Origin of the sequence: Niallia oryzisoli, assembly GCF_036670025.1 — a bacterium.
Lineage (GTDB): Bacteria > Bacillota > Bacilli > Bacillales > Cytobacillaceae > Bacillus_BD > Bacillus_BD oryzisoli.
Genome location: NZ_CP137640.1, coordinates 4255279 through 4279867, shown reverse-complemented (window position 1 = coordinate 4279867; position 24589 = coordinate 4255279). Strand labels below are relative to the sequence as shown.

Genomic DNA, 24589 nt, shown 5'->3' with positions numbered 1-24589 from the left:
AATCAAAAGGCAGGTAAAAAAAATGGGTTCAGTTGCATCAATGATGACAAGTAAAAAAGAGGAAGATCCCACAAAGGAGAACTCAACAACTGTTACTGTCGCATCAATGCTTTCTATGCATTTGAAAAGATTAGGCGTATCACATGTGTTCGGTATACCAGGAAAGGCAGTAACTCCTTTAATTGCCGAAATGGATCGGCAAGGACTTCTATATGTATTAAGTAAGTTTGAAGGGGGAGCCGGTTATGAAGCGGCTGGATATGCGCTTGCTTCACATACATTAGGAGTAGCTATTGGTACATCCGGACCGGGCGGTACCAATATGATTACATCAGCGGCTCAAGCCAAGTCCTCGCATGCTCCTGTCCTATTTATTACCGGTCACCCATCTATTAAAGCAACAGGAACAGCTCTCGGACAGGATGCATCCAGTTTTGGAACGGATATCGTTCGTTTGTTTGAACCTGTAACGAAATTCAGCCGTGCTGTTGAACGAGGAGATCTGTTTCCTACGTATTTCCGTCATGCACTTGAACAAGCGTTTACAGGCATAAAAGGGCCGGTGCACTTAAATATACCATCCGATGTGCTGATGGAAGAAATACAGCCTTTTGATATTCCGATACCGTACAAAATGCAACATACAATGATTTCTTCCAATTTAGATGAAGTGATTAAGGTTCTGAATCAAGCAGAGAGACCATTGTTGTTTTTAGGAAAGGGTGTCCATTCGTCAAGGGCGTACGAAGAAGTTCAGAAGTTTGCGGAGTGTTGGAATATTCCAGTTATGACCACACCAAGTGGAAAGGGTACTTTTGCGACAACTCATGAATTGTCGTTAGGGGGATTTGGTCTTGGCGGAACTTCTGAGGCTGACAGCTATTTAATGCAGGGTGTTGATGTCATGGTCGTGATGGGGACACGGTTATCCGATATGACCCTTGCCGGCATGACCATAGACATGCATCCAAAATTGATTGTTCATTTTGATTTGGATGCTACATTTATTGGAAAAAGCATCCCGGTGCCAACCATTCCAGTTCTAGGTGATCTCAAAGCAAATACGGAAAAAATACTTGAATTATCACGAAATCGAATAGTTAAAAAAGAATCAACAATCGAGAAAGTACAGTCAAATCAAGAAAACTATTACCAGGATCCTTTTCTTTCTGCCGGTATAGCGATAAAAACGTTTCAAGAAAAAATTCCTAAAGAATCATTGATTATTAGTGACTGTGGCAGCCATACGTTTTTTGCTATTCGAGATTTAGAAATCTACGAGGCTGGCAGTTTTATTTTTGACAGCTATTTTGGAGCCATGGGACACGGTATTTGCTATGCAGTGGGAGCCAAGGCCGCACGTCCTGATCTTCCGATTATCAGCCTGACAGGAGATGGGTGTCTATTAATGCATGGGACGGAAATTTCGACTGCAGTCAATTATCATCTACCGGTGATTTTTGTAGTGTTAAATAATGGAAGCTTGGATATGGTAAATAAAGGGATGGCTGCAAATTTAGGGACAGAAGTGGGGACAAAATATGAAGTACCGGTAAATGGGGCGTTATTTGGACAAGCTCTTGGTGCTCGTGGTTTCCGCTGTAACACAATCGAGGAAATTCACCAGGCAATGGATTTAGCACTTCAGCACGACGGTCCTACTGTTGTAGAAATTATGGTGGATCCATATGAAATTCCTCCAACAATGAAACGTGGTTAAAGAAAGGGATGTTAGAATGACTGAAAATAAAAAGGATAATCGTTATGATCAAGGGATTGAAATAATGAAAGGAATGATGGGGAAAAACGGGGATAAAATCGCTGAAGAGCTGCAGCAGCTTCATCCTGATATTGCTCATTTGGTTATTGCGGGTTATGCCGATATATTTGGCCGGTCAGGCCTGGAGAAAAAAGAAAGAGCCATTGTGATCTTAACGGCCCTTATCATACAGGGTGCAACTGATCAACTTTATGCACATACTTATACAGCCTTGAATATGGGCTTAACACCGAATGAAATCTTAGAAATTGTTATTCAGTGCACAGCATATATTGGATTCCCTCGTTCCTTAAGTGCTTTAAAAGTCATTCAAGAGGTAATAAAGGAAAATGGGCTGGAATTTAGTAAACTTCCTTGAGTTTTTGATTACAGAAAGGAACGGTACGATTGCTCAGGCTGAAGCAATCAAACCGTCCCCTTGAACTTAAGTGTACAACCTATCTTTTATATTAAATCATGACAATACTCATTGATCAGTTTGACAGCCCTTGTTTGGCTGATATTTAAATCCTTGGCTACTTTTCTTGTGCTTCGGTGTTTAGTATAGGATTTCCGCACAAAGGAGCGCTTGATTTCATCAATTGCATCATCGAGATGGGTCGGGAGCTCCGCGCGAATTTGGGCAGTGACTTTATCGACAATGATTTCAGGCAGATCTTGGATTTGAATAATAGAGTCACTTGTAACGATCAGCCTTTCCATCAGATTTTCCAGCTGACGGATGTTGCCCGGCCATGAATATTGATTAAATAGATCAAGGCATTCCTGTGAGATTAATTTATTCATATTATATTTTTTATTTATTTTATGGAGAAAATTATACGCTAAAGGAATAATGTCTTCTCTGCGCTCGCGAAGTGAAGGGATGTGTAAGTCAATAATATTCAAGCGGTAAAACAAATCCTCCCTGAATTGACCTTGCTTCACCATCTCCTCTAGGTCCCGGTTTGTTGCAGCGATAATGCGAATATCAACTGTTTTCGTTTGATGACCGCCGATGGGAATAAATTGCTTGTCCTGAAGGACCTGTAGCAGCTTTGCCTGCAAGGATAGCGGCATTTCTCCAATCTCATCAAGAAATAGTGTCCCTTTATTGGCAGCCTCAATGAGACCGATTTTTCCTTTCTTTTTTGCTCCTGTAAAAGAACCTTCTACATACCCGAATAACTCAGATTCAAGAAGATCCTCCGGCAGTGCCGCACAATTTATTTTTAAAAATGTTTCATCCTTACGGTTACTTATCTCGTGAATATAACCGGCAAGCACACTTTTTCCCGTACCCGATTCACCTTGAATGAGAATCGTTGAATCAAATCTGGCAATTTTTTCACATACTTTTAAAAGTTCTTTCATTTTAGCTGAGTTTGTAATGATGTTAGGAAACTCTTCTACTGATGCTGTTGGTTTTTCTTTCTCATTTTTCATACTCATAAACGTTTGCAGCTCCTGTGAGGTCGTCACAATCAGCTCAATCTCGTTGTTATCGTTCAGGACCGGCACAGCGGTTGTTAAGAGTTCTGCTCCAATATATGTCTTTTGCCGCATCGTCACAGGCTTTTTCTCTTTAAAAACTAAAGGGACAATTGAAGGCTTCCAAAGACCCCTTTCCAATAATTCTGTATTATACTTCCCAATTACCTCCTGTGGTTTTAAACCGTAATGCTTTTCACAAACACGGTTCACATAAACAATCCGCTTTTCTCCATCAAGGACAAATATTTCATCAGAAGAATAATCTAAGATATCTTTTAGCACATGTCCATTTATTTCGATGTCTATTGGAATATTTGCGTACTGCTTCATGTCGGTCAGCCTCCTATTTCGTAATTTTCTGTTATAAATGAACATAAAAGGTGAAAAGTGAATTGTAATTGACTCATAGTGAATTGAAAACAACTCAATAAAAAGTCCGTAAATTCATAATAATATGCAAATTAAAAATAGAAAATCCCCATTTGATAAGGTTTTAATAAATTTTTAATCTTTTTTAAAAGTTGGCATACTACTTGCATTAATAAAGGACAAGTAAGTAATTTACAACATAAAGATGGTGGTAATAAGAATAATGTAGCAGATAAACCTGTTTGAAGAAACCGTTTTGAGAGAGTACTAGCTTTAAAAAATAAATGTATTCATAATGAGGAGGAAAAAACATGAGTTACAATCCAGTCCAAAATAAAGCGAGTAAAACATTTGAAAGAACGATGACATATGATTTGTACACAGATCCAAAGGTATTTGAATTAGAACAGGAGTTAATTTTCTCCAAATCATGGCAGCTGGTAGGACATACAAGCCAGGTGGAAAAAGAAGGACAATTTTTCACAACAGAAGTTGCAGGTGAACCAATTATTGTTACCCGTGGGATGGATGGGGAAATCCGCTCCTTCTATAATGTCTGTCCGCACCGGGCTACAAAGCTGGAAAAAAAGGAATCCGGCCAAAAGAAAATTCTTCAATGCGGCTATCATGGCTGGACCTTCCACTTAAATGGACAGCTTAATAAAGCGCCTAATTTCAGCGGTGAGGATGCAGCCTGTATTAGTGATCGCTGCCTACGAGGCGTGAGAATGGAAATCATGCAATCCTTTATTTTTGTTAACCTGGACGATAACGCAAAGCCGCTAAGTGAGTCGTATGGCGATTTCTATAGCCGACTTGATAAATATCCATTCTTAGGGGAATTGAAACGAATCAATGCAAAAACGCGCATTATTAAAGCGAACTGGAAGGCATTTATCGATAACTATTTAGAATGCGATCACTGCTATGTAGCACATCCGTCATTTGTTTCTACTTTGGATATGAAAAACTATCAAATTATTACCTGTGAAAATTATTCTGTCCAAGGAACGGTTGTAAAACCGGATAAACAAATGGGTACAGTTGATTTAAATGAAGCCGAAATGCAGGGTGGAGAATTCTTCTGGTTATGGCCGAATTTAATGATGACGATCTATCCGGGACCAGGGAATATCGCCACGATTCAAATGATTCCAATTGACCATGAGACAACATTAGGTGTCTATACCTACTATTTTAGAGATGAAGATTTAACTCAGGAAGAGAAGGATTTAGTGGCTTTTGCCGAGCAGGTTCGCCAGGAGGATGTGGAATTGGTAGAACTAGAGCAAGTCGGTTTCCGCTCACGTGCATTTAATAAAGGCGTTTACTCTCAATCAGAAAAAGGGATTGTTCAATTCCACGATATGGTACTGGAGGCATTAGGAAAATGACAAACAACGTACAAGAATCTTTACAGTTGAAAAAGTATCTATTAATAGATGGAAAAAAGGTAGAGGCTGACAAATATTCGGATTTATTTTCACCTTATTCGGGAGAAAAAATTGCTGAAATAGCGATGGCTGATGAGAAGTTAGTAAAAGAGGCTATTTCGGCAGCTGATAAGGCCTTCAAAAAGATTTCGAGTATGCCTGCGTTTGGACGGTCCGCTATTATAGAAAAAGTCGTTGCTTTATTAACAGAAAGAGCAGATGAAGCAGCGAGAATACTAGCGCTAGAGTGTGCTAAACCGTTAACGTTTGCGAAGGCTGAAGTTTCCCGTACGATTGAAACCTACAAGTTTGCTGCCGAAGAAGCGAAACGGATACACGGGGAAACAATCCCGTTTGATGCTTCTCCAGGCGGCGTTGGCAGGATCGGCTACACAGTACGCAAACCAATTGGCGTGATTGGGGCCATCACTCCATTTAACTTCCCATTGAATTTAGTCGCACACAAAGTAGGACCTGCGATTGCATCAGGAAATTCAGTTGTTTTAAAACCGGCTTCGCAAACACCATTATCTGCATTATTCATCGCGGAATTATTCCAGGAGGCGGGCTTGCCTGACGGTGTTCTGAATATCGTAACAGGCTCTGGCAGCGTCGTAGGTGAAACGTTGATCCATGATGACCGCGTGCAAATGATTACTTTTACAGGCAGCCCGGCAGTAGGGATTGGCATCCGAAATAAAGCCGGCTTAAAGAAAACAACCTTGGAATTAGGCTCGAATGCTGCGGTAATTGTTGATAAAAATGTTGAGATGGATAGAATAATAGATAGATGTGTCATGGGTGCGTTTTCAAATCAAGGTCAGGTATGCATTTCCCTGCAGCGCATATATGCACATGAGGAAATTTATGATGAGTTAGTGGAAAAATTAGGATCAGCAACCAAACAGTTAAAAATCGGTGATCCGCTTGATCCGGAGACTGACATATCTGCGCTCATTTCAAAAAATGAAACAGAACGGGCGTTTAATTGGATTGAGGAGGCACGTCAGCAGGGTGCCGTTGTTTTAACGGGTGGGCAGACACAGGAAGGCATTTTAGAGCCGACAATTTTAACTAATGTTCATCCAACGTTAAAGGTATCTTGCCAGGAAGTTTTTGCTCCGATTGTCATCGTGAACAAAGTGAGTTCGGTTGAAGAGGCTATCCAGTATGTCAATGATTCACGCTATGGTTTGCAAGCGGGCATCTACACAGAGAATATCAAGCAGGCATTGACAGCTGCGGAGCAATTGGAGGTAGGCGCTGTTCTAATCAATGACATCCCGACATTCCGCGTCGATCATATGCCATACGGCGGTGTCAAAGAAAGCGGGACAGGCAGAGAAGGCATTAAATATGCCATTGAAGAAATGACAGAATTGAAATTAATTGTTTGGAATCAAAACGTGTAATCAATGATCAACATGAAGAGGAGACAAGCGATGAAAACATTTAAAATTGCCTCCATTCCAGGTGATGGAATTGGGCCGGAAGTGATTCGGGAAGGAATTAAAATTCTTACTAAAACTGCTAAAGTTGATGGAACCTTTCAATTTGAATTTACGGAATTCCCGTGGGGCTGTGAATATTATACAAAACACGGTGTCATGATGGATGACGATGGTATGGATAAATTAAAAGAATTCGATGCGATTTACCTTGGGGCAGTCGGTTATCCGGGTGTGCCTGACCATATCTCATTATGGGATTTATTGTTAAGAATTCGAAAGGGCTTTGACCAATATGTGAATATCAGACCGATCACCTTATTGGAAGCGGCCCCATGTCCATTAAAGGATACGAATCGTGAAGATGTGAACATGCTGTTTATTCGTGAAAATAGTGAAGGGGAATACGCAGGGGCAGGGGATTGGCTTTTTAAAGGGAAAGAAAATGAAGTTGTCCTGCAAAATGGCGTCTTTTCCCGCAAAGGAACAGAGCGTATTATCCGCTATGCCTTTGAAACAGCCAGAAAAGAAGGAAAAACACTGACAAGCATCAGTAAAGGCAATGCCTTGAATTATTCGATGGTTTTCTGGGATCAAGTGTTTGAAGAAGTCAGCAGGGAGTACCCGGATGTGCGGACAGCTTCCTATCTTGTGGATGCAGCGGCAATGTTAATGATCAAGGATCCAAAACGATTTGAAGTGGTTGTGACCTCGAATTTATTCGGCGACATATTAACCGATTTAGGCGCGGCGATTGCAGGGGGAATTGGTTTGGCGGCTGGTGCGAACATCAACCCAGAGCGCCAGTACCCATCGATGTTTGAACCGATTCATGGTTCTGCACCGGATATTGCTGGACAGAGTATTGCCAATCCACTGGCCGCGATTTGGTCAGCAAGCCAAATGATGGACTTTTTCGGCTATGAAAACTATGGGGAAAACATCTTACAGGCAATTGAAAAAGTACTGCTTGACGGGAAGGTATTAACAACTGATATGGGCGGAACAGCTACAACCGAGCAGGTTGGAAATCAAGTGGTGAGCTATCTGGAAGAAATTCTTGGCCAGCGGGTTGTAGAAAAATAATACGCATCAGACCATCACATGCGGACTAGATTATGTGATGGTCTGAAATGAATATTCGGAAGATTAAAAATATAATGAATCGAGGGATTGTATGAATAAGGAGAGCAAGATTGATAGGCAGATCCTGGGTATGGCTTTAGTACTGATTCTTGTTATCACAGTGCCCATTTTAATTAATCCCGAAAAAGGGACAGCCTTCTTAAATGGAGTATTAAAATTTATTACAAGTAATTTCGGTTCATTCTATTTATGGGTATGTTTAGGAATCTTTGGATTTTTATTTTGGCTGGCATTTAGTAAATACGGAAAAATCCGATTTGGCAAGGAAAAGCCTGAGTTCTCAACTTTTAGCTGGCTTGCCCTTATTTTTACAGCTGGAATAGGTTCCGGTATCATGTACTGGGGGATTATTGAATGGGCTTTCTACTATGATACACCTCCATATGGATTAGAGTCAGGCAGTGTGGAAGCGGCAGGGTTTGCTTCAACCTATGGAATGTTTCACTGGGGATTCTCTGCGTGGGCGATCTACTGTGTACCTTCCATTCCTATTGCCTATGCTTTATATGTAAGAAACTATAATTCCGTTCGCTTGAGTACCGCATGCCGTGGTATTATTGGTGACCGTGCTGATGGCTGGTTAGGAAAAGTAATTGATGTATGCTTTATGTTTGGTTTAATGGGTGGTATTGGAACGTCTTTAGCATTAGGAACCCCGTTGATTGCAGAAGGGATTCATCAATGGTTTGGTGTTGAGAAGTCCACCGGACTGAATTTAAGTATTGTATTAGGCCTAACCGTCTTTTTCTGTATCTGTTTATTCTTTGGTCTGAAAAAAGGTCTGAAGCTGTTAAGCGATTGGAACTTGTATTTATATTTTGCATTGGCTATTTTCGTAGTTATTTTTGGACCGACGGCATTTATTTTGGCTACATTCACAGACAGTGTCGGCATTCTGCTCCAAAACTTCTTTAGAATGAGCCTTTACACGGATCCGGTTGGGAAATCCGGTTTTAGTGAAGCATGGACTATTTTCTATTGGGGTTGGTGGTTCTCTTATGCACCATTTACAGGAATGTTTGCCGCCCGAATTTCAAAGGGCAGAAGCATTAAAGAACTGATCCTTGGTCAATTAGTCGGTGGAACAATCGGCTGCTGGGTGTCCTTTGCGGTTTTTGGAAACACAAGTATGTTTTTTGAGATTACAGGTGCCGCTCCGATTATTGAGACGCTAAATGCAGAAGGTGCGCCGGCAGCTATTTTTGCATCATTACAAGCGTTGCCGTTAGGAAGTATTGTGACTGTATTATATGTAGTAGTAGCTGCGATTTTCCTTGCTACAACTGTAAACTCTGGGGCCTATACATTGGCAGACGTAGCCTCCAAGAATTTGCGCAGCGGGGAAGAACCTGTCCGCTGGTACCGTGTATTCTGGGGTATTTTATTAACAGGGATTGCCATTGTATTAATGTATGGCGATGCCTTAAACGCATTGCAAACGTTAACAATTATCACAGCTCTGCCATTAGTCTTTATCATGATCCTTATGATGGCATCCTTTATCAAATGGATTAAGGAAGATGAAAAGCTACTTTTCGGCACTGAAACAAATAAAGAGACAAAAGCAATAAAAAAAGACAAGGCTCTAACAAATATTGAAATAAACATCACAAACAAAAATGAAGAGGTGATCTAAATAAGAAGCAGAGGGGCGGTTCTTCTGCTTCCAAAAAGGACAGGCAGTATCTAAAATAGATTCTACCTGTCCTTTTTTCTTATGTACCGATCACCTCCTAACAATTAATCTTTTGCATAATGCCTGCATGATTGACATATTCAAAGAAAATCAGTCATAGGGAAGTAAAAGAATATTAGTTGGGGGTTGATTTTTATGCCGACAAGGTATAGAAAATGGTCAGAATATCCTTACCCCGGAGATACAGTACCGCCTCAAGGAAATCCGGCACCAGCCAACGGGCCGATGTTTTTTATTTATCGGTCAGGAAACAATGAATTCTTTGATCCTTTTCGGCAGCGGATTGTGTGGAACATTAGTAATCCAAATCAGATCAATTGGACAGCGGAATTAACCCTCGTTCAACAAACGCAAGTCTCCCTAACTCCCGAACAAAAACGCATTGCCCAGTATTGGGGAACTGGGGAAGCAACGGAAAAAATGACTAGGTTCCTTTTCCGTTTAGCTGAAAAATATCGAATGGGTTCCCCGATGACTGCCAGAGTGTTGGCGTTGTTTCATGCAGCCGTCAACGATGCTTTTGTCATGTCTTGGTACTTCAAATTTCTTTGGGATGTTGCACGCCCCAATCAATATGATCATAATCTATCCACTGTCATGTTCACGCCTCGGTTTCCATCTTATCCGTCTGCCCATGCAACAGTAGCAGGTTGTTCAGAAGTCATCATGAGTTATATCTTTCCAAGAGAATCAGCTGATATCAAAAAAATTGCAGAAGAATGTGCTCTCTCAAGGTTATACGCAGGTGTACATTTCAACATAGACAACGATGAAGGTCTAAGGCTGGGCAGGCAAATCGGCGAAATTGTAGTTCAATTTATGAAAACACAAAGCATTTGGAGAAAAAAGTAAAAAGTGTCATGCACCACAATGTAGTTTCTATATCACTTTACGTATAATCGTAATGGATATAGATTCATTGTGGATGCCTGACACCTTGTGGGACAGCCCTGCTCTTACTTAATCATCGATATATATTGTCTTACCACTTCAAACACATACTCTTGATTGTCTGCCGCTGTGTTTGGATTATATTTTCCTTGATTCATTTTATTATTGGATGCGGATATCTAAGAATGGTACGTTGTAGGCACCTGCAATTTGGGCAGCGGAGGCACCTTCCATTTCCTCTACTGATGTTCCGTATTTTTCATGGAACCATTTGATGCGGTCGACTTCATTATTCCATAAATCAGCGGAACCAATTGTTCCTTCGACCACTTTTCCCTTTGTGTAGTTATTTTTCACCGCATTCGCAGCTTTTGATCGCCGTCAAAGTAACGAATTTTTTCAGCGCTGGGATCTTCTCCTGCACTTCCTTCAGAGGCCAAGAGGTCCATAGGAATCCATTTAAACGGATCACTGCCTTCTCCTTCAGCTAGTTCCGGAGTTTTCATTGAACCGATGTTTGTTACTCTTTTTCCTAATACTATGTCAAACACATTTAAACTTGCATCATGCCCGCCTGATGTTCCTTGATTGATAATGGCAATGGGATTATAGCGTTCAATCGCAACTGCGGTTGCTGCTGCTGTGTTTTCCATTCCCTTTCCCGTTTTTGTGACGATGACCGGATAGTGATCAAGGGTTCCAATCAAAAAAATAAAGCTGCCTGATTTTTCTTCTTTTACGTTTTGCAGCTTTTTAGCAAAGTTTTCCCCTTCAATCGGCATAGGAGCCTGAATAATAATAGGTCTTAGTGCATTTTCTGATGTTGCTTCCGTTTTTGGTTGGGATTGAGCCTGAGCCTGTACGGACGAAGTAATACCTGCTGCTCCAAATAAAAATAAAAACGTTGTTATCATGGAAACACATTTTTTTTACCATGTTGAGCTTCATCATACATCCCTCTCATTTGTGAAAATGATTTTTTTGCATCCTAACCTTAATCTATCTTTTTCACAAGGGGAAAAACTTATTCATAAAAATGAAACTGCCAGAATAATTGCTGAAATATATGATAAGTAGTAATCATTATGCTTTTGCGATATAATTTTCTTGTTCCGTATCAAAAGATTTGGAGGAAAGTAAGTGAATCAAATGTTAAAATTAGCTTCGTCAATTCTTTATTGGAAATATTCAAGGGAAGAAGAAAGCTACGAACGAAATCTGAAAATATATAATATCTATAACAGTTTAGGAATCTCAAATATCATCGTGTGCATCATTCTCTTTTTTCTTATTTTAGGCATTGGTTCAAAGTTCTCTGATTCTGCAAGTGTATTAGATTCTGCCTTTATGATTAGTCTTATGTTTGGCTTTATACATTATCTCCTGCAAAAATTGCATGCATTAGAGGTCTATATCAAAGTAAAACAGGCATTAGGGGATGCCAGTGCGAAACAAGAATAGAGATGAATAGACTATTATCATCCACCCAATTTGGGTGGATTTTCCTTTTTGCCAAAAAGCTCAATTGAAGAGAGTGCTATTTCACGATAAAATAAAAGAGTGGAAAATGTCTAAATAATCACATAAGAAAATTTGACTACTATAGAAAGGAGTTAATATGAAAAAAAATAAATTACACTATGCCTGGATTATCGTTTTTGTTACGTTCCTATCCTTTTTAGCTGTCCAGGGCGGGCGCTTGGCTTTTGGTGCCTTTGTAGGACCTTGGGAAGAGGATCTTTCCATGGATAGAGGAACGACCTCAATTATTTCCGCTTTAAGCTTTGTTATTTATGGAATTTCGCAGCCATTTATCGGCAGACTTGTAGATAAATATGGAGCCCGTCTGATCATATCAGTTAGTACTTTACTAGTGGGAATCAGTTTCTTTTTTATTACATTTGTGAATCAGCCATGGCAATTATTTGTTCTTTATGGGTTTGTTTCGCTTGGCGTTGGCGGGGCATCGAATGTGGCAGGTACCGTGCTCGTCATGAATTGGTTCAATAAAAAACGCGGACTGGCATTAGGAATTTTGGAGGCAGGCTTTGGGTTTGGGCAAATGCTGCTTGTTCCGGGCTCTCTTCTATTAATCCAATATGTTGATTGGAGAATGACGAATTTATTATTAGGTGTCTTTTTAATAATCATTGTCTTTCCAGTCGTTCTGCTTTGTTTGCGAAATCATCCGAAAGATAAAGGCATGGAGCCTATTGGGGGCCTTGTGAAGGAAGAAAACATCAAGCTTGAGGACAAGCCTGAGACAAATTTTTCAATCGGGGAAGTATTGCGGAAAAGACACTTTTGGTTCCTGTTGCTGCCTTTTGCTGTATGCGGCTTTACGACAACGGGGTTAATGGATACACACTTGATCCCTTTATCGCATAATCATGGATTTTCTACAACCGTCACGAGTGCTGCAGTTAGTATCCTAGCAGCCTTTAATATTATTGGAATCCTCTTGTCGGGTGTGATCATTGATTATTGGAGCAGCCGAAAACTGCTTGTATTCTTATACTTTACCCGTGCTTTATCGATTGTGATTCTTGTCTATTCTCACAATCCGGTATTAATGTTGATTTTCGCGGCCCTTTTTGGATTAGTTGACTTTGCAACCGTTGCACCGACGCAATTGTTAGCGGCTGAATATTTTAAGAAATATTCCATTGGCTTTATCGTAGGGTGCTTGTCATTAAGCCATCAGGTAGGCTCGGCATTGGGTGCATATGTACCAGGTTATTTTTATAATATGTCAGGAAATTATAACATCTCCTTATATATTTCAATCTTTATCTTAGCGGCAGCCGCCATTATGAACTTCTTGCTTCCTGAGCCTAACAAGGTACAAACGGTGAAGAATACGGAGTCAGTGGAACTGCCAGGTTGATTAGGGTCGGAAAATAGATTACAGTTCGTCTAAAAAATGTATGATGGAAGGAAAGTACAGGATGAAAAGATGTGCATGGGTAACGGATGAGCCATTATATATCGAGTATCACGATCAGGAATGGGGCGTGCCCGTTTATGATGATAGAATGTTATTCGAAATGCTGTGCCTGGAAGGTGCACAGGCAGGACTTAGCTGGTGGACGATTTTACAAAAAAGAGAAAATTACCGTAAAGCTTTTGATCATTTTGATGCGGAAAAAATTGTTCAATACAGTGATGAAAAGTTAGAAGCATTAAGGGAAGACAAAGGAATTGTGCGGAATAAGTTAAAAATTCAAAGCGTCGTCACAAATGCAAAAGCATTTTTGCGAATTCAAGAGGAGTATGGTTCATTTTCCGATTATATTTGGGGTTTCGTCGATCACAAACCGATTGTGAACCAGTGGAAGACGAAAGAAGAGGTACCGGTTACCAACGAACTGAGTGATAAAATGAGCAAACAGCTAAAAAAAGTCGGCTTCAAATTTGTCGGCAGCACCATCTGCTACTCCTACATGCAGGCAGTCGGTATGATTAACGACCACACCTTGGACTGCTTTTGCCATCCAAGTAATAAATAGGGTGTCAGGCACCACAAATGGACATTTTCATGTATTTTGTCCTTTTGAAGTGCCTGACACCTTTTTTATTAAATTTCAAAATCTACAACAATGATATCCTCTAGTTCTAATTCTTTGAGATGGGAGAGGAGTTCCTGGTGTTTTGGGTGTGGAAGATAGTTTTCTAATGCGGCACGGTCAGTTAAACGTGCTGTTAAGGCAATCTCATATCCCTTGCTGCGATTAGAAAAGTTACGTCCCTGCTGAATATCGATAATTCCCGGAATATAGTCCTTTAAATTCAAGGTTTTCTGAATCAGGTCGTCCAGCTGGGCATCTGTTAATTCGTTCTTAAATTTGATTAACACAATATGTTCAATCATTTGACAACCCCTTCTGTTTTGTTATTTAGTGTTTGACGGTCAAAGCCGGCAATTTGTTTGTATTTGTTTGCAATATCCTCGAGCTCCTGCTGTGAGATCACATCATGCAGGTTCGTAAATCCATTCGGTGCCCGTTCTTCAACAATTTGCATGACGCTTTCCGGACCGTTCTGTCTGTTGGTCAGAACAATGTTAGCAGTTGGTTCCATGCGGGCATTTGCATACGCAGTCAATGCGAGTTCTACCGTCGGCTGATCAACGAAAGCTTGTCCTAATGCATCGGCATCGAGAATCGCCTGTGAAGCACCGTTCGATCCGATTGGATACATTGGATGTGCTGCATCACCAAGTAGCGTTACTCTGCCAAACGTCCATTGCGGAAGCGGGTCGCGGTCCACCATTGGGAATTCATATACGGTATCTGTTTCTTCGATTAACTTTGGTACATTTAGCCAGCCAAAATCCCATTCCGAGAATGCAGGTGCAAAAACTTCTTTTTCTACTTTCTTATTCCAGTCACTGCGCGGAGGAACTTCACCAGAGACAGAAAGTTCAGCGATCCAATTGACAAGGGAACGGCCTCTTGCGGCTGTTTCCGGACAAACAGGATAAGCAACGAATTTCTGATCCTGGAATCCAGACATGATCATGGACTTTCCGGTTAAAAATGGAGTAGATTCTGTAATGCCGCGCCATAAAATCCGGCCGCTGAATTTAGGCAGTCCTTCATTAGGGTAGAAGTGTTTACGGACGATCGAATGAATACCGTCTGCAGCAATAAGGAAATCACCGCGGTACGTTCCAACAATGTCACTCGTTTTTTTGTTTTCAAAGATGGCTTCCACGCCATCATCAAAGGATTGGAAGGATTTTAGATGATGACCAGTAAAAATAACGTCTTCTCCAATCTGTTCCTTTACTGCATTCAATAGCAGAATATGTAAACGACCGCGATGAATCGAATATTGCGGCCATTTATAGCCTGCATTCAAACCTCTTGGCTCATGCCAAATCTGCTGGCCATACTTGTTATAATAATTTAATTCAGCAGTAGGAATACCTATTTTCTTCAGGTTGTCTGCCAGCCCCAATTCAGTTAAAATTCGAACAGCATGCGGTAATAGGTTAATCCCAACTCCCAATGCTTTAATATTTTCTACACTTTCAAATACACGGACTGACACACCAACGCGGTGAAGTTTAAGAGCAGTAACAAGCCCGCCGATTCCACCGCCAACAATAATCGCTGTTTTTTCTTTATTCAATTTCTTCCCCTCCGTCTAAAGCTGTAATAATAATTAAAAAATATAAATTTTTAACTATTATAATATCACATAGTTAAAAATTTTTTAAAAAAATATTTGAATAAAAGGAAGCATGGGGACGGTTCTTCTGCATTCAAAGAAGCAGAAGAACCGTCCCATGCTTCGAAAAAAAGTTTATGAACTCTTTAATAGTTTGGTCATAACTTGTTCATATTTCATGGATATGATGAATCTATCAGCTAACCTAGGACTGTTCGGGCAGGCCAAGATGGTTGTTCGAACAGTAAAAAAAAATAATTGGAGGTATCTAACATGAAAAAGAAGAAATTATATTCTTTAGTTATGACAGGTGCATTATCGTTTGGAATATTGGGTGCTGGCATGTCAGCTCTGGCAGCTACCGATGCTACTACTGCCGCAACAGCTACAACAGATAAAGGGACTTCAACTTTAGATGAAGCAACAAAAGAAAAGGCTCAGACGATTATGGACCAATTAAAAACAGACTTAGCAGAACTTGGAGTAACGATGCCTGAACGGGGCGGGAAAAAGGACATGTTTGCCAACTTAGATGAGGAAACAAAAGCACAGGCTCAAGCCATTATGGAGCAGCAAAAAGACGGAACAATCACAAAAGAAGAAGCAAAAGCGCAATTAGCCGAACTGAGAGTAGAGCTGCCTGATCGAACAGGAAAAATGGATAAGTTTGCCGGCTTGGATGAAGCAACAAAAGAAAAAGTGAAATCGATTATGGAACAGAAAAAAGATGGAACCATTACAGAAGAAGAAGCAACAGCACAATTAGCAGAATTGGGAGTAGAGCTACCTGAGCGCAGTGCTAAGGCGGACCTATTCGCTGGTTTAGATGATGTAACAAAAGAAAAAGCACAATCTATCATGCAACAGAAAAAAGAAGGAACGATCACAAAAGAAGAAGCAAAAGCGCAATTAGCGGAATTAGGGATAGAGCTGCCTGAGAAAGTGGGAAAAATGGATATGCTAGCTGGCTTAGATGAGGACACAAAAGAGAAAGCACAATCTTTAATTGAAGAAGCCCAAGCAGAACTAGCTGAATTAGGAATTAATCACTTACCATTTTAGCATCAAAAAACTGAGGATCTTACTGAACAAACTCAAGAGTAGAGATTCTTGAGGAATTAGAAGGGACGGTCGTTCTGCCAGATAGGGTATAGAACAGCCGTCCTTTTCTTTATGTTTAATTTTTACACTTTCTGTAAATATACCTGCCGCATAGTACCAGCGATGATTTAATTTCTCTAAAATTTACGAAAAAAGTAAAAAATATTCATAATAATTGATGATAGAATAGTTTGAAAATTAAACTATAATAGGAATTAATAAATGAAAAATTGGAGGAATGATTTTGTTAAAGGTATTGGGAATACAAAGAATTAAGATCGATCTGCCTTTTAAACTCGACCATATCTACTGCTTTTTAGCAAAAGGGGAAGAGGGCTGGAAGATACTTGATACAGGACTGCATAATGAAAAAGCCATTGAAACTTGGAGGCCTCATCTTACAGGGAAAAATATTACAGATATCATCATCAGTCACTGTCATCCAGATCATATTGGCTATGCTGGGCAGCTTCAAAAGGAAACAAATGCACTGGTTTGGATGTCTGAAACGGATGCAGTCCTAAGTCCATTATTATGGAGTGATGATTCGTCTAAGATCTTACATCAAAGATATATCAGTTGTGGGGTCGATCATAAGACAATTAATAAATTAAGTAGTTTGACAGATCCTTTAGTTTTTCCACTTCCTAAGGTTTCCGGCTATTTAAAGGATGGAGATACTATTATGTTTGGAAACTATCCATACGAGGTAATAGAAACGCCTGGCCATACGGATGGTTTATTTGTCCTTTATAACAAAGAGAAGAAAGTACTTCTATCAACTGATCATATTCTTCCAAAAATTACACCGAATATATCCTTACGTAGTACAGGAGACAGTAATCCGTTAGAATCCTATTTTCAGTCATTATCCAAAATGCGTTCTTTAGATGTCGAATATGTGATTCCATCACACGGAGAGCCCTTTAGTCAATTCCATCAACGTGTAGAGGAATTAGAAAAACATCATCATGAAAGGCTGGAGTTCATACTTACGCTCCTGGATCAGCCAAAAACTGCCTTTCAAGTTTGTGAACAATTATTTCGCGAAAATTTAACTATTCATGAATTACGATTTGCGATCGGTGAGACACTCTCGCATTTAGTTTATTTAATCAATAAGGGATTGTGTCAGAGAACAGAGGAAAACGGGATTTGGTATTATGTAAGGTAGGGTGTCAGGCACCACAAATGCATGTAAATGTCCATTTGCGGTGCCTGACATCTTTCTAATGATTGGCAGGGACTTTCTTTTTATCTTTGGTAAAGAACCATCCGCCAGCTGCAATTAATAAGAGAACGATATAGAATGTAATTTTCCATTCTGGGGATGTAGCAAAGCCTTCCGGTAATACCGCTAATTCCGGATGTGCTAGGGTGTAGATGGTAAGCTTTACACCAACCCAGCCGACGATGAGAAAAGCGGCAATTTCTAGGCCTGGTCGAGTATGAAGCAGCTTAACAAAGAAGTTTGCTGCAAAACGCATGATAATTAAGCCAATGATTCCACCAGCAAAAATAACAAGGAATTTACCTCCGTCAAGTCCTCCGATGTTTGGCATGCTTGTATTTGGCAGGGTGACAGCAAGGGCAACGGCAGCAAGAATAGAGTCAACAGCAAATGCTATATCGGCTAATTCTACTTTGAAGACGGTTCCCCAAAAGCCTGATTTTTTCTTTTCAACCTCTTCTTTGTCTTTTTCCTTTTTCAGAAACACTTTTCTAACGATATGATTGATGGCAATGAATAATAGATAGAGTGCCCCAATTGCTTGAACCTGCCATACATCGACAAGGAAGGAGATCGCAAAGAGGGAACCGAAACGAAAGACAAAGGCGCCTGCCAATCCATAAAATAATGCCTTTTTTCTGGCTTCCTCCGGCAGATGCTTAACCATAATGGCTAAGACAAGCGCGTTATCAGCTGCCAGCAAACCCTCAATCGCAATTAATAATAATAATACCCATGTGTATTCAAATAAAATGGATAGTTCCATAGATTCATCCTCCTAGAGTTTACTAGTTATCTTTTAATGATGGTTTTAAATGAATGATGTCATGGTCTTTACTTTCCATCCCTTCTTGAAAAACAAGCTTTGATTTAAAGTAATAATATCGGTTCTTCTTTGATCGTTCAGAATCTTCGGGAATGGTGAAAGTGAACGATAATTTCTCCTCCTGGTTTGCTTGTATCTCCTTTGAAGTTAAGATTGTTTTGGTGTCAACCACTGTTTCCTGCTCTGTATCCGTATCGACCATAATCAAATCACAATGAATCCCTTTGATGGTTTGATCCACCGTACCGCCCTTCAGAAAGAAATAGCCAGAAACCTTTTCACCGGGAGCATACGTCTCTTTTTCCAAAACTAAATCAATTTTTGCGGAACCTACACCTAAAAGTGACAATGTTTTTCTTAATAGCATGAATAAATCCTCCAATTATTAATTTCTCTTTAATTAAATTGAAAAGCCCTTACCAAAGTTGGTAAAGGCTTTGAAAAATAAAAGACCTTTACCGGTTGTGATGGTAAAGGCCTGATAATAGAAAAGACCCTTACCTGTAGTGCAGGTAAAGGTCTTGCTAACAACAAATGTTGCCAACAAAGCCGAGAGTTTACAAACTCCGAATTGACGACTTTGCTGTAAAAGCTACTCCCCTTTAGGAGAAACGATTTAATTTATAGATTTATCATATAATTCTAGTTTAACAATGTCAATTGTTTTTTTATCTGTTTTTATTTAACTTTTTGTAAAGAAATAGAATGACCATATTTCCTTAAAAAAATATGCTACAAAACAATCGAAAATATTTTTTCTATTTCCTATAATAAGCGGATAAAAAAACTTGGTTTGGATTGATTATAATTGGTTTATGAAAATTCTGAATATTTATAAAAGGAAAGGGTGATTGAAAGCGGTTACCTTTATAAAGAAATGAATAGAGATAAATAATTCCAAACAGGGAGGCTATTTAATGCAAAAGATCAACCCAATGAATGTCATTGATAGAAGTCGTATTCATTCGTTTCATGTTCTTCTAATATTCTGGCTGTTTATGGTTATCACCTTTGATGGGTACGATGTCGTCATTTATGGAGCGGTTGTTCCGTCACTTATAAAGGAATGGGGGATATCGGGTGTAACAGCAGGCGCAATTGGAAGCTATACGGTTATCGGAACAGCGATAGGAGCCATCCTTTTTGGCATTCTTTCTGATAAGCTGGGTCGTAAGAAAATCATTTTATTAACAACCTTTTTATTCAGCTTTTTCACCCTTTTATCCGGTTTTGCGAATGGTCCTGTTTTATTTACGATCTTTCGTGTGATAGCAGGTATTGGTCTTGGAGGCGTTATGCCAAATGTCATTGCCCTTGCAACTGAATTTTCTCCTAAGCGTGTACGTACTGCTATTGTATCTTTCATCTTTTGCGGTTATTCCGTAGGAGCCATGACTGCAGCACTAACAAGTCGTTCCTTGATCCCGACTGTTGGCTGGGAAGCGGTATTCTGGATCGCGGGAATTCCTATTTTATTTATTCCTTTTTTACTAAAGAGTATTCCAGAGTCAATTGAGTTTTTGGTACAAAAAGGAAAACTTGTCGAGGCTAAGAAGACACTAGGGAGAATCGACTCTCAACTAAAAAATGTCACAGAAATTCATTTTGTAAAACCAGCAGCTAAAGAAGCAGGCTCTCCTGTTGTCAAGCTTTTCGGGGAAAAGCGTGGAGTCAGTACGATCATGTTCTGGATTTCTTGCTTTAGCGCTTTCGTCTTAATTTATTCGATGAATACATGGTTACCTTCCCTCATGATGGAAGTAGGCTATGATCTAAGCTCAAGTCTTGCCCTAACAGCTGTTATGCAAATTGGTGCCATTTTAGGTACAGTCATCTTTGGTCCATTAGTGGACAAGATTGGATTTAAAAAGGTACTTGTTCCTTTATTCTTTAGCGGGGCCATTGCTTTATCCTTAATCGGCTTTTCAAAAAGTATCTTTATTGTTTTTGCGCTTATTTCCGTTGTCGGTGCTTCATCAGTCGGTTTACAGAATTTGTCAAATGCGTTTGTTTCCCAGTATTATCCGAGCAATATGCGTTCAACCGCTCTTGGAAGTACAATGGCATTTGGCCGTTTGGGAGGAATTGTGGCACCAACGTTTGTAGGGATTTTACTAACGATAGGTCTTGCGCCACAGTATAATTTTGCTGCCATTGCCACTGCCGCAGTTCTTGGCGGTTTGGCCATGCTGTTTGTTCAAGAGAAGCATGGAAACTATAATAAGGGCCAGCAAGAACAAGAAGGGAAAACAGTTTCAAGCTCAAATAAAGAAATGACCATTGCGGAATAGCCAATATAACAATCTAACATTCCCGGGAGAGCTGATTCCTGGGATTGTTAGTTTAGAGAACCATTGAGTGAGTCTTCATTAGTTGATAGATGAATAGATGTCATGAAAACGATATTTATATAAGAAATAGAGATTAGGAGTTGAACAAACTTGAAATTACCGAATAAAGTATCTTCACTGATGAAAGTGACTGCAGTTGGCTCGATGGTAGCCGCTTCCATTACAACTACTGCTTTAATAGGAAAAGAAAAGACGGCTATAGGGTCTGAAAAGGTAGAGAAACCTATCAAGGATGAATTTACCTCTCCAAAAGAAAAGCCCAATATTGTATATATTGTTTTAGATGATGCAGGTTTTTCTGATTTGGGCAGCTATGGATCTGAAATAAAGACACCAAATATGGATCAACTAGCAAGTGATGGGCTAAGGTACAATAACTTTCATGCGAATCCTATGTGTTCTCCGACAAGGGCATCTCTTTTAACAGGGAGAAACCATCACTCTGTTGGGATGGGAAGTGTAGCGAATTTTGATTTAGGTCCGGAAAGTCATACACAGGCACGAATTAAGCCGGAAGCAGCCACATCAGCAGAAATTCTAAAGGAAAATGGTTTTAGTACATTTGCCGTTACAAAATGGCATGCTGCCCCGCTTCATGAAATAACCCCAGCAGGTCCATTTGATAACTGGCCTTTGGGACAAGGATTTGAACGTTTTTACGGGTTTTTGGAGAGTCATACCGACCAATTTGCCCCTGAACTTGTCTACGATAATCATATGGTAGAACCGCCAGAAAAAGAGGATTATCATATATCGGTGGATTTTGTCGATCATGCCATTCAATTTGTAACAGATCAAGTTTCTGTTACCCCTGACAAGCCATTTCATCTTTATCTAGGTTTTGGTGCTACTCATTCACCGATTCAAGTGCCTGAAGAATATATAAATATGTATAAAGGGGTCTATGATAAGGGCTGGGATGAAATTCGGAAAGAGCGTTTTGAGCGGCAAAAGGAAATGGGAATTATTCCGCAAGATACGGAATTTATCCCGCGGGATCCAGAGATTAAAGCATGGGATTCACTTTCCAAAGAAGAACAGGAGTTATATGCACGATTCCAAGAAGCCTATGCTGGTTTTATGACTCACACCGACGACCAAATCGGCCGTTTCATATCCCGGTTAAAAGAGATGGGGGAACTTGATAATACCATGATTGTACTTGTGTCCGACAATGGTGCAAGCAGGGAAAGTTCAAACGGTTCGATTTCATTTTTAAATTATATCAATGGGAATCCGACAGAAACAAAAGATTTAATCGCAGTTAAGGATAAAATTGGTGGTCCTGAAGTACGTGCAGCCTATCCGCTTGGTTGGGCACAAGTGAGCAGCACTCCTTTTAAAAATTACAAACAATCACTTCATAATGGAGGGACTCGTGTACCGCTGATTATCCATTGGCCGGAAGGGATTAACGAAGAGAATCGTGGGGAGATTCGGACACAGTATCATCATGTTATAGATATTACACCGACCGTATTGGATATTATAGATGTAGAGGTGCCAGAAACGTATCAAGGAATTAAACAGATGCCAATGCATGGAACAAGTATGACTTATTCGTTTGAGAATTCGGATGTTCCTACAACCAGAATAAGACAGTATTATTCCATTTATGGAAGCCGTGCCATTGTAGATGGCGATTGGAAGGCAGTCACCTACCATAAGCAAGGGGAACCATATGAAAATGACAAATGGGAATTGTATCGTATGAACGACTTTACAGAGTCTAACAATCTAGCAGAAAAGTATCCAGATAAAATAAAGGAACTAGAGAAGCTCTGGTACGAGGAAGCAGAAAAATATGACGCGTTACCTTATGAATTTGAAACAAGCCAAGTTAGAGGCTATATAAATCCAAAAGCGGTGAATAACCGAAATCAGTTTGCGTATTATCAAGGAATGGAGCACATCGGAACATACGCTGCTCCAAAGATTCAAAATCGTTCCTACACAATTATGGCCACGATTGATCGTAAAGAAAAGAAGACCGACGGGGTTCTTGTGGCACATGGAGACCATCTAAGCGGCTATACACTATATATAAAAGACGACAAGCTTGTATATGAATACAATCTTTTAGGAACGGTTTATAAAATGGTTTCGAAAGAAAAAGTACCTGTGGGGGAATCTACCATTCAGTTCGAATTCCAGAAGACTGGTAATCTACAAGGGAAAGCTTTCCTAATGATCAATGGAAAACAGGTTGGGGAAGTGGAGATGCCAAAAACTTTTAAAGCAACGCTTGCTGAAGAAGGTCTTGATATTGGAAGAGATATGCTGCGACCAGTAAGTCCGGATTACGGAAAAGGGAAGGACTTCAAATTTAGCGGTAAGATTAATAAGGTTGAATATCATTTAATGAATGATTAACGTTAGAATAACACAGTAACGCAACGAAGGAGGACTTTATGGAACAACTTACACAGGCCCAGAAGGGATTTCATATTCTGGCAAAACCAACAGGTCCAATTTGTAATCTGGATTGTGAATATTGTTTTTATACGGAAAAGGAAGCCTTATTTTCGGGAAATCCAGCATTCCGAATGTCTGACGAGGTTTTAGAGAGCTTCATAAAGAAGTATATTGATACGCAAAGGACGCCGGAAGTTCCGTTTGTATGGCAAGGTGGGGAGCCTACATTAATTGGCTTAGATTTTTACAAAAAAGTGGTTCAACTTCAAAAGAAATATGCTAATGGGAAAAAGATAGAGAACTCCTTGCAGACGAATGGCACCCTTTTAGATGAGGAATGGTGTAAATTCCTGGCAAAGCACCAATTTATGGTAGGATTGAGTTTAGACGGGCCCAAATTTATACATGATCGGTACCGAGTGGATAGAGGACAAAGGCCAACGTTCCATAAAGTCATGAAAGCACTATCTTTACTAAAGCAGTACAGGGTTGAATTTAATGTACTAACATGTGTAACAAAGGAATCTTCTAAATTTCCACTTGAAATCTATCGTTTTTTTAAGGAACAAGGAGTTCGTTTTATTCAATTTATACCGATTGTAGAAAGGACATCGAATACAGAGGCGGAAGGCTGGGGGTTACGGCATGCAGCTCCTTCCTCTCCTAAACAAGATAATGTCCACCGGGAAGTGACTGCATGGACAGTAGAACCTGAGACATACGGGGACTTTCTTATTCAAATTTTTGAAGAATGGGTAAGAAAGGATGTAGGGGATATTCATGTTATGAATTTTGAGTGGGCTCTTACCTCTTGGCTTGGATTAGAGTCAAATATTTGTATATTTTCCAAGAGCTGCGGACAGGCGGTTGTCATGGAACATAACGGAGATGTTTATTCATGTGATCACTATGTCTATCCTTCCTATAAGCTTGGTAATATTGTAAGCGATCAGCCGGACGAGATGATTGATTCTAAAGAGCAGCAGGCATTTGGTGCCAGCAAAAAGGCAGACTTACCAAAAGAGTGTCAATCCTGTGAGGTCCGTTTTGCTTGTCATGGAGAATGCCCGAAACGTCGTTTTCAGAAATCAGTAAGCGGAGAACCCGGCCTCAATTATTTATGTGCAGGGTATAAGAAATATTTTCACCATATCCATCCTTATATGAAGGTGATGGTTCAGTTGATCAATAATAATTTACCAGCCTCCATGGTGATGGATGCGATTAAGTCTCCTTTAGTGATTAAAATGTAAA

20 protein-coding genes and 1 pseudogene are annotated in these 24589 nt (G+C 39.9%); 15 read left to right on the top strand and 6 right to left on the bottom strand.

Annotated features, from left to right (window positions below):
• Positions 1 to 22: 22 nt before the first annotated feature.
• Both R4Z09_RS21455 and R4Z09_RS21450 read left to right on the top strand, forming a co-directional pair.
• Positions 23 to 1720, top strand: coding sequence for a thiamine pyrophosphate-binding protein (locus R4Z09_RS21455; protein ID WP_338448760.1), 1698 nt, complete (start codon positions 23 to 25; stop codon positions 1718 to 1720).
• Positions 1721 to 1736: 16 nt separating this feature from the next.
• The gene (locus tag R4Z09_RS21450; protein WP_338448759.1) at positions 1737 to 2138 is read left to right on the top strand and encodes a carboxymuconolactone decarboxylase family protein; all 402 of its coding nucleotides are present in this window, start codon (positions 1737 to 1739) and stop codon (positions 2136 to 2138) included.
• Between the two features lie 86 nt (positions 2139 to 2224).
• On the opposite strand, the gene R4Z09_RS21445 is transcribed toward R4Z09_RS21450, so the two are convergent.
• The gene (locus R4Z09_RS21445; protein WP_338448758.1) at positions 2225 to 3583 is read right to left on the bottom strand and encodes a sigma-54 interaction domain-containing protein; all 1359 of its coding nucleotides are present in this window, start codon (positions 3581 to 3583) and stop codon (positions 2225 to 2227) included.
• A gap of 350 nt (positions 3584 to 3933) precedes the next feature.
• On the opposite strand from R4Z09_RS21445, the gene R4Z09_RS21440 reads away from it, so the two are divergent.
• The 5 genes from R4Z09_RS21440 (at position 3934) to R4Z09_RS21420 (ending at position 10197) form a co-directional block, all read left to right on the top strand.
• On the top strand, positions 3934 to 5016 hold the full coding sequence (locus tag R4Z09_RS21440) for an aromatic ring-hydroxylating dioxygenase subunit alpha (protein ID WP_338448757.1): 1083 nt from the start codon (positions 3934 to 3936) through the stop codon (positions 5014 to 5016).
• Positions 5013 to 6467 (top strand): aldehyde dehydrogenase family protein, encoded by a 1455-nt coding sequence (locus R4Z09_RS21435; RefSeq protein ID WP_338448756.1) that lies wholly within the window; start codon positions 5013 to 5015, stop codon positions 6465 to 6467. Before R4Z09_RS21440 ends, R4Z09_RS21435 begins: the two co-directional genes overlap by 4 nt.
• Before the next feature lie 30 nt (positions 6468 to 6497).
• Entirely contained in the window at positions 6498 to 7589 is a 1092-nt protein-coding gene (locus tag R4Z09_RS21430) for a tartrate dehydrogenase (protein ID WP_338448755.1), read from the top strand.
• A 130-nt stretch (positions 7590 to 7719) separates the two neighbouring features.
• Entirely contained in the window at positions 7720 to 9285 is a 1566-nt protein-coding gene (locus tag R4Z09_RS21425) for a BCCT family transporter (protein ID WP_338448754.1), read from the top strand.
• 195 nt (positions 9286 to 9480) lie between these two features.
• Positions 9481 to 10197 (top strand): vanadium-dependent haloperoxidase, encoded by a 717-nt coding sequence (locus R4Z09_RS21420; RefSeq protein WP_338448753.1) that lies wholly within the window; start codon positions 9481 to 9483, stop codon positions 10195 to 10197.
• 104 nt (positions 10198 to 10301) lie between these two features.
• On the opposite strand, the pseudogene R4Z09_RS21415 reads toward R4Z09_RS21420, so the two are convergent.
• Positions 10302 to 11150 (bottom strand): annotated as a pseudogene (locus R4Z09_RS21415) (5'-methylthioadenosine/S-adenosylhomocysteine nucleosidase).
• A gap of 226 nt (positions 11151 to 11376) precedes the next feature.
• Between R4Z09_RS21415 and R4Z09_RS21410 the strand changes: the two are divergent.
• The 3 genes from R4Z09_RS21410 (at position 11377) to R4Z09_RS21400 (ending at position 13745) form a co-directional block, all read left to right on the top strand.
• On the top strand, positions 11377 to 11697 hold the full coding sequence (locus R4Z09_RS21410) for a hypothetical protein (RefSeq protein WP_338448752.1): 321 nt from the start codon (positions 11377 to 11379) through the stop codon (positions 11695 to 11697).
• A 157-nt stretch (positions 11698 to 11854) separates the two neighbouring features.
• Positions 11855 to 13123: an MFS transporter gene (locus R4Z09_RS21405; protein WP_338448751.1), complete on the top strand. Its 1269-nt coding sequence runs from the start codon at positions 11855 to 11857 to the stop codon at positions 13121 to 13123.
• Between the two features lie 61 nt (positions 13124 to 13184).
• Positions 13185 to 13745: a DNA-3-methyladenine glycosylase I gene (locus R4Z09_RS21400; RefSeq protein ID WP_338448750.1), complete on the top strand. Its 561-nt coding sequence runs from the start codon at positions 13185 to 13187 to the stop codon at positions 13743 to 13745.
• A 68-nt stretch (positions 13746 to 13813) separates the two neighbouring features.
• Here the strand turns inward: R4Z09_RS21400 and R4Z09_RS21395 are convergent, their stop codons facing one another.
• Together R4Z09_RS21395 and R4Z09_RS21390 are read right to left on the bottom strand one after the other, a co-directional pair.
• Positions 13814 to 14107, bottom strand: a complete 294-nt coding sequence (locus R4Z09_RS21395) for a Dabb family protein (protein WP_338448749.1) — start codon at positions 14105 to 14107, stop codon at positions 13814 to 13816.
• A complete protein-coding gene (locus R4Z09_RS21390) occupies positions 14104 to 15372 on the bottom strand; it encodes a flavin-dependent oxidoreductase (protein ID WP_338448748.1) in 1269 nt (422 codons plus the stop codon). The genes R4Z09_RS21395 and R4Z09_RS21390 overlap by 4 nt, the downstream gene beginning before the upstream one ends.
• A gap of 312 nt (positions 15373 to 15684) precedes the next feature.
• On the opposite strand from R4Z09_RS21390, the gene R4Z09_RS21385 reads away from it, so the two are divergent.
• Both R4Z09_RS21385 and R4Z09_RS21380 read left to right on the top strand, forming a co-directional pair.
• Positions 15685 to 16473 carry a hypothetical protein gene (locus tag R4Z09_RS21385; protein ID WP_338448747.1) on the top strand — a complete coding sequence of 263 codons (789 nt, stop codon included), beginning with the start codon at positions 15685 to 15687 and terminating at the stop codon, positions 16471 to 16473.
• A 283-nt stretch (positions 16474 to 16756) separates the two neighbouring features.
• Positions 16757 to 17686 carry an MBL fold metallo-hydrolase gene (locus tag R4Z09_RS21380; protein WP_338448746.1) on the top strand — a complete coding sequence of 310 codons (930 nt, stop codon included), beginning with the start codon at positions 16757 to 16759 and terminating at the stop codon, positions 17684 to 17686.
• Between the two features lie 55 nt (positions 17687 to 17741).
• Here the strand turns inward: R4Z09_RS21380 and R4Z09_RS21375 are convergent, their stop codons facing one another.
• Together R4Z09_RS21375 and R4Z09_RS21370 are read right to left on the bottom strand one after the other, a co-directional pair.
• Positions 17742 to 18509, bottom strand: a complete 768-nt coding sequence (locus R4Z09_RS21375; protein WP_338448745.1) for a TerC family protein — start codon at positions 18507 to 18509, stop codon at positions 17742 to 17744.
• Between the two features lie 22 nt (positions 18510 to 18531).
• Positions 18532 to 18936, bottom strand: a complete 405-nt coding sequence (locus R4Z09_RS21370; RefSeq protein WP_338448744.1) for a sporulation protein — start codon at positions 18934 to 18936, stop codon at positions 18532 to 18534.
• A gap of 550 nt (positions 18937 to 19486) precedes the next feature.
• Between R4Z09_RS21370 and R4Z09_RS21365 the strand changes: the two genes are divergently transcribed.
• From R4Z09_RS21365 to R4Z09_RS21355, 3 genes are all read left to right on the top strand, one after another.
• Positions 19487 to 20860, top strand: coding sequence for an aromatic acid/H+ symport family MFS transporter (locus R4Z09_RS21365; protein ID WP_338448743.1), 1374 nt, complete (start codon positions 19487 to 19489; stop codon positions 20858 to 20860).
• Positions 20861 to 21010: 150 nt separating this feature from the next.
• Positions 21011 to 23293, top strand: coding sequence for an arylsulfatase (locus R4Z09_RS21360; protein ID WP_338448742.1), 2283 nt, complete (start codon positions 21011 to 21013; stop codon positions 23291 to 23293).
• A 38-nt stretch (positions 23294 to 23331) separates the two neighbouring features.
• A complete protein-coding gene (locus R4Z09_RS21355; RefSeq protein WP_338448741.1) occupies positions 23332 to 24588 on the top strand; it encodes an anaerobic sulfatase maturase in 1257 nt (418 codons plus the stop codon).
• The last annotated feature ends 1 nt before the right edge of the window (position 24589 follow it).

Coding starts and splice junctions, on each gene's coding strand:
- R4Z09_RS21455 (WP_338448760.1), top strand. CDS start 23: ATGGGTTCAGTTGCATCAATGATGACAAGTAAAAAAGAGGAAGATCCC.
- R4Z09_RS21450 (WP_338448759.1), top strand. CDS start 1,737: ATGACTGAAAATAAAAAGGATAATCGTTATGATCAAGGGATTGAAATA.
- R4Z09_RS21445 (WP_338448758.1), bottom strand. CDS start 3,583: ATGAAGCAGTACGCAAATATTCCAATAGACATCGAAATAAATGGACAT.
- R4Z09_RS21440 (WP_338448757.1), top strand. CDS start 3,934: ATGAGTTACAATCCAGTCCAAAATAAAGCGAGTAAAACATTTGAAAGA.
- R4Z09_RS21435 (WP_338448756.1), top strand. CDS start 5,013: ATGACAAACAACGTACAAGAATCTTTACAGTTGAAAAAGTATCTATTA.
- R4Z09_RS21430 (WP_338448755.1), top strand. CDS start 6,498: ATGAAAACATTTAAAATTGCCTCCATTCCAGGTGATGGAATTGGGCCG.
- R4Z09_RS21425 (WP_338448754.1), top strand. CDS start 7,720: ATGGCTTTAGTACTGATTCTTGTTATCACAGTGCCCATTTTAATTAAT.
- R4Z09_RS21420 (WP_338448753.1), top strand. CDS start 9,481: ATGCCGACAAGGTATAGAAAATGGTCAGAATATCCTTACCCCGGAGAT.
- R4Z09_RS21405 (WP_338448751.1), top strand. CDS start 11,855: ATGAAAAAAAATAAATTACACTATGCCTGGATTATCGTTTTTGTTACG.
- R4Z09_RS21400 (WP_338448750.1), top strand. CDS start 13,185: ATGAAAAGATGTGCATGGGTAACGGATGAGCCATTATATATCGAGTAT.
- R4Z09_RS21395 (WP_338448749.1), bottom strand. CDS start 14,107: ATGATTGAACATATTGTGTTAATCAAATTTAAGAACGAATTAACAGAT.
- R4Z09_RS21385 (WP_338448747.1), top strand. CDS start 15,685: ATGAAAAAGAAGAAATTATATTCTTTAGTTATGACAGGTGCATTATCG.
- R4Z09_RS21375 (WP_338448745.1), bottom strand. CDS start 18,509: ATGGAACTATCCATTTTATTTGAATACACATGGGTATTATTATTATTA.
- R4Z09_RS21370 (WP_338448744.1), bottom strand. CDS start 18,936: ATGCTATTAAGAAAAACATTGTCACTTTTAGGTGTAGGTTCCGCAAAA.
- R4Z09_RS21365 (WP_338448743.1), top strand. CDS start 19,487: ATGCAAAAGATCAACCCAATGAATGTCATTGATAGAAGTCGTATTCAT.
- R4Z09_RS21355 (WP_338448741.1), top strand. CDS start 23,332: ATGGAACAACTTACACAGGCCCAGAAGGGATTTCATATTCTGGCAAAA.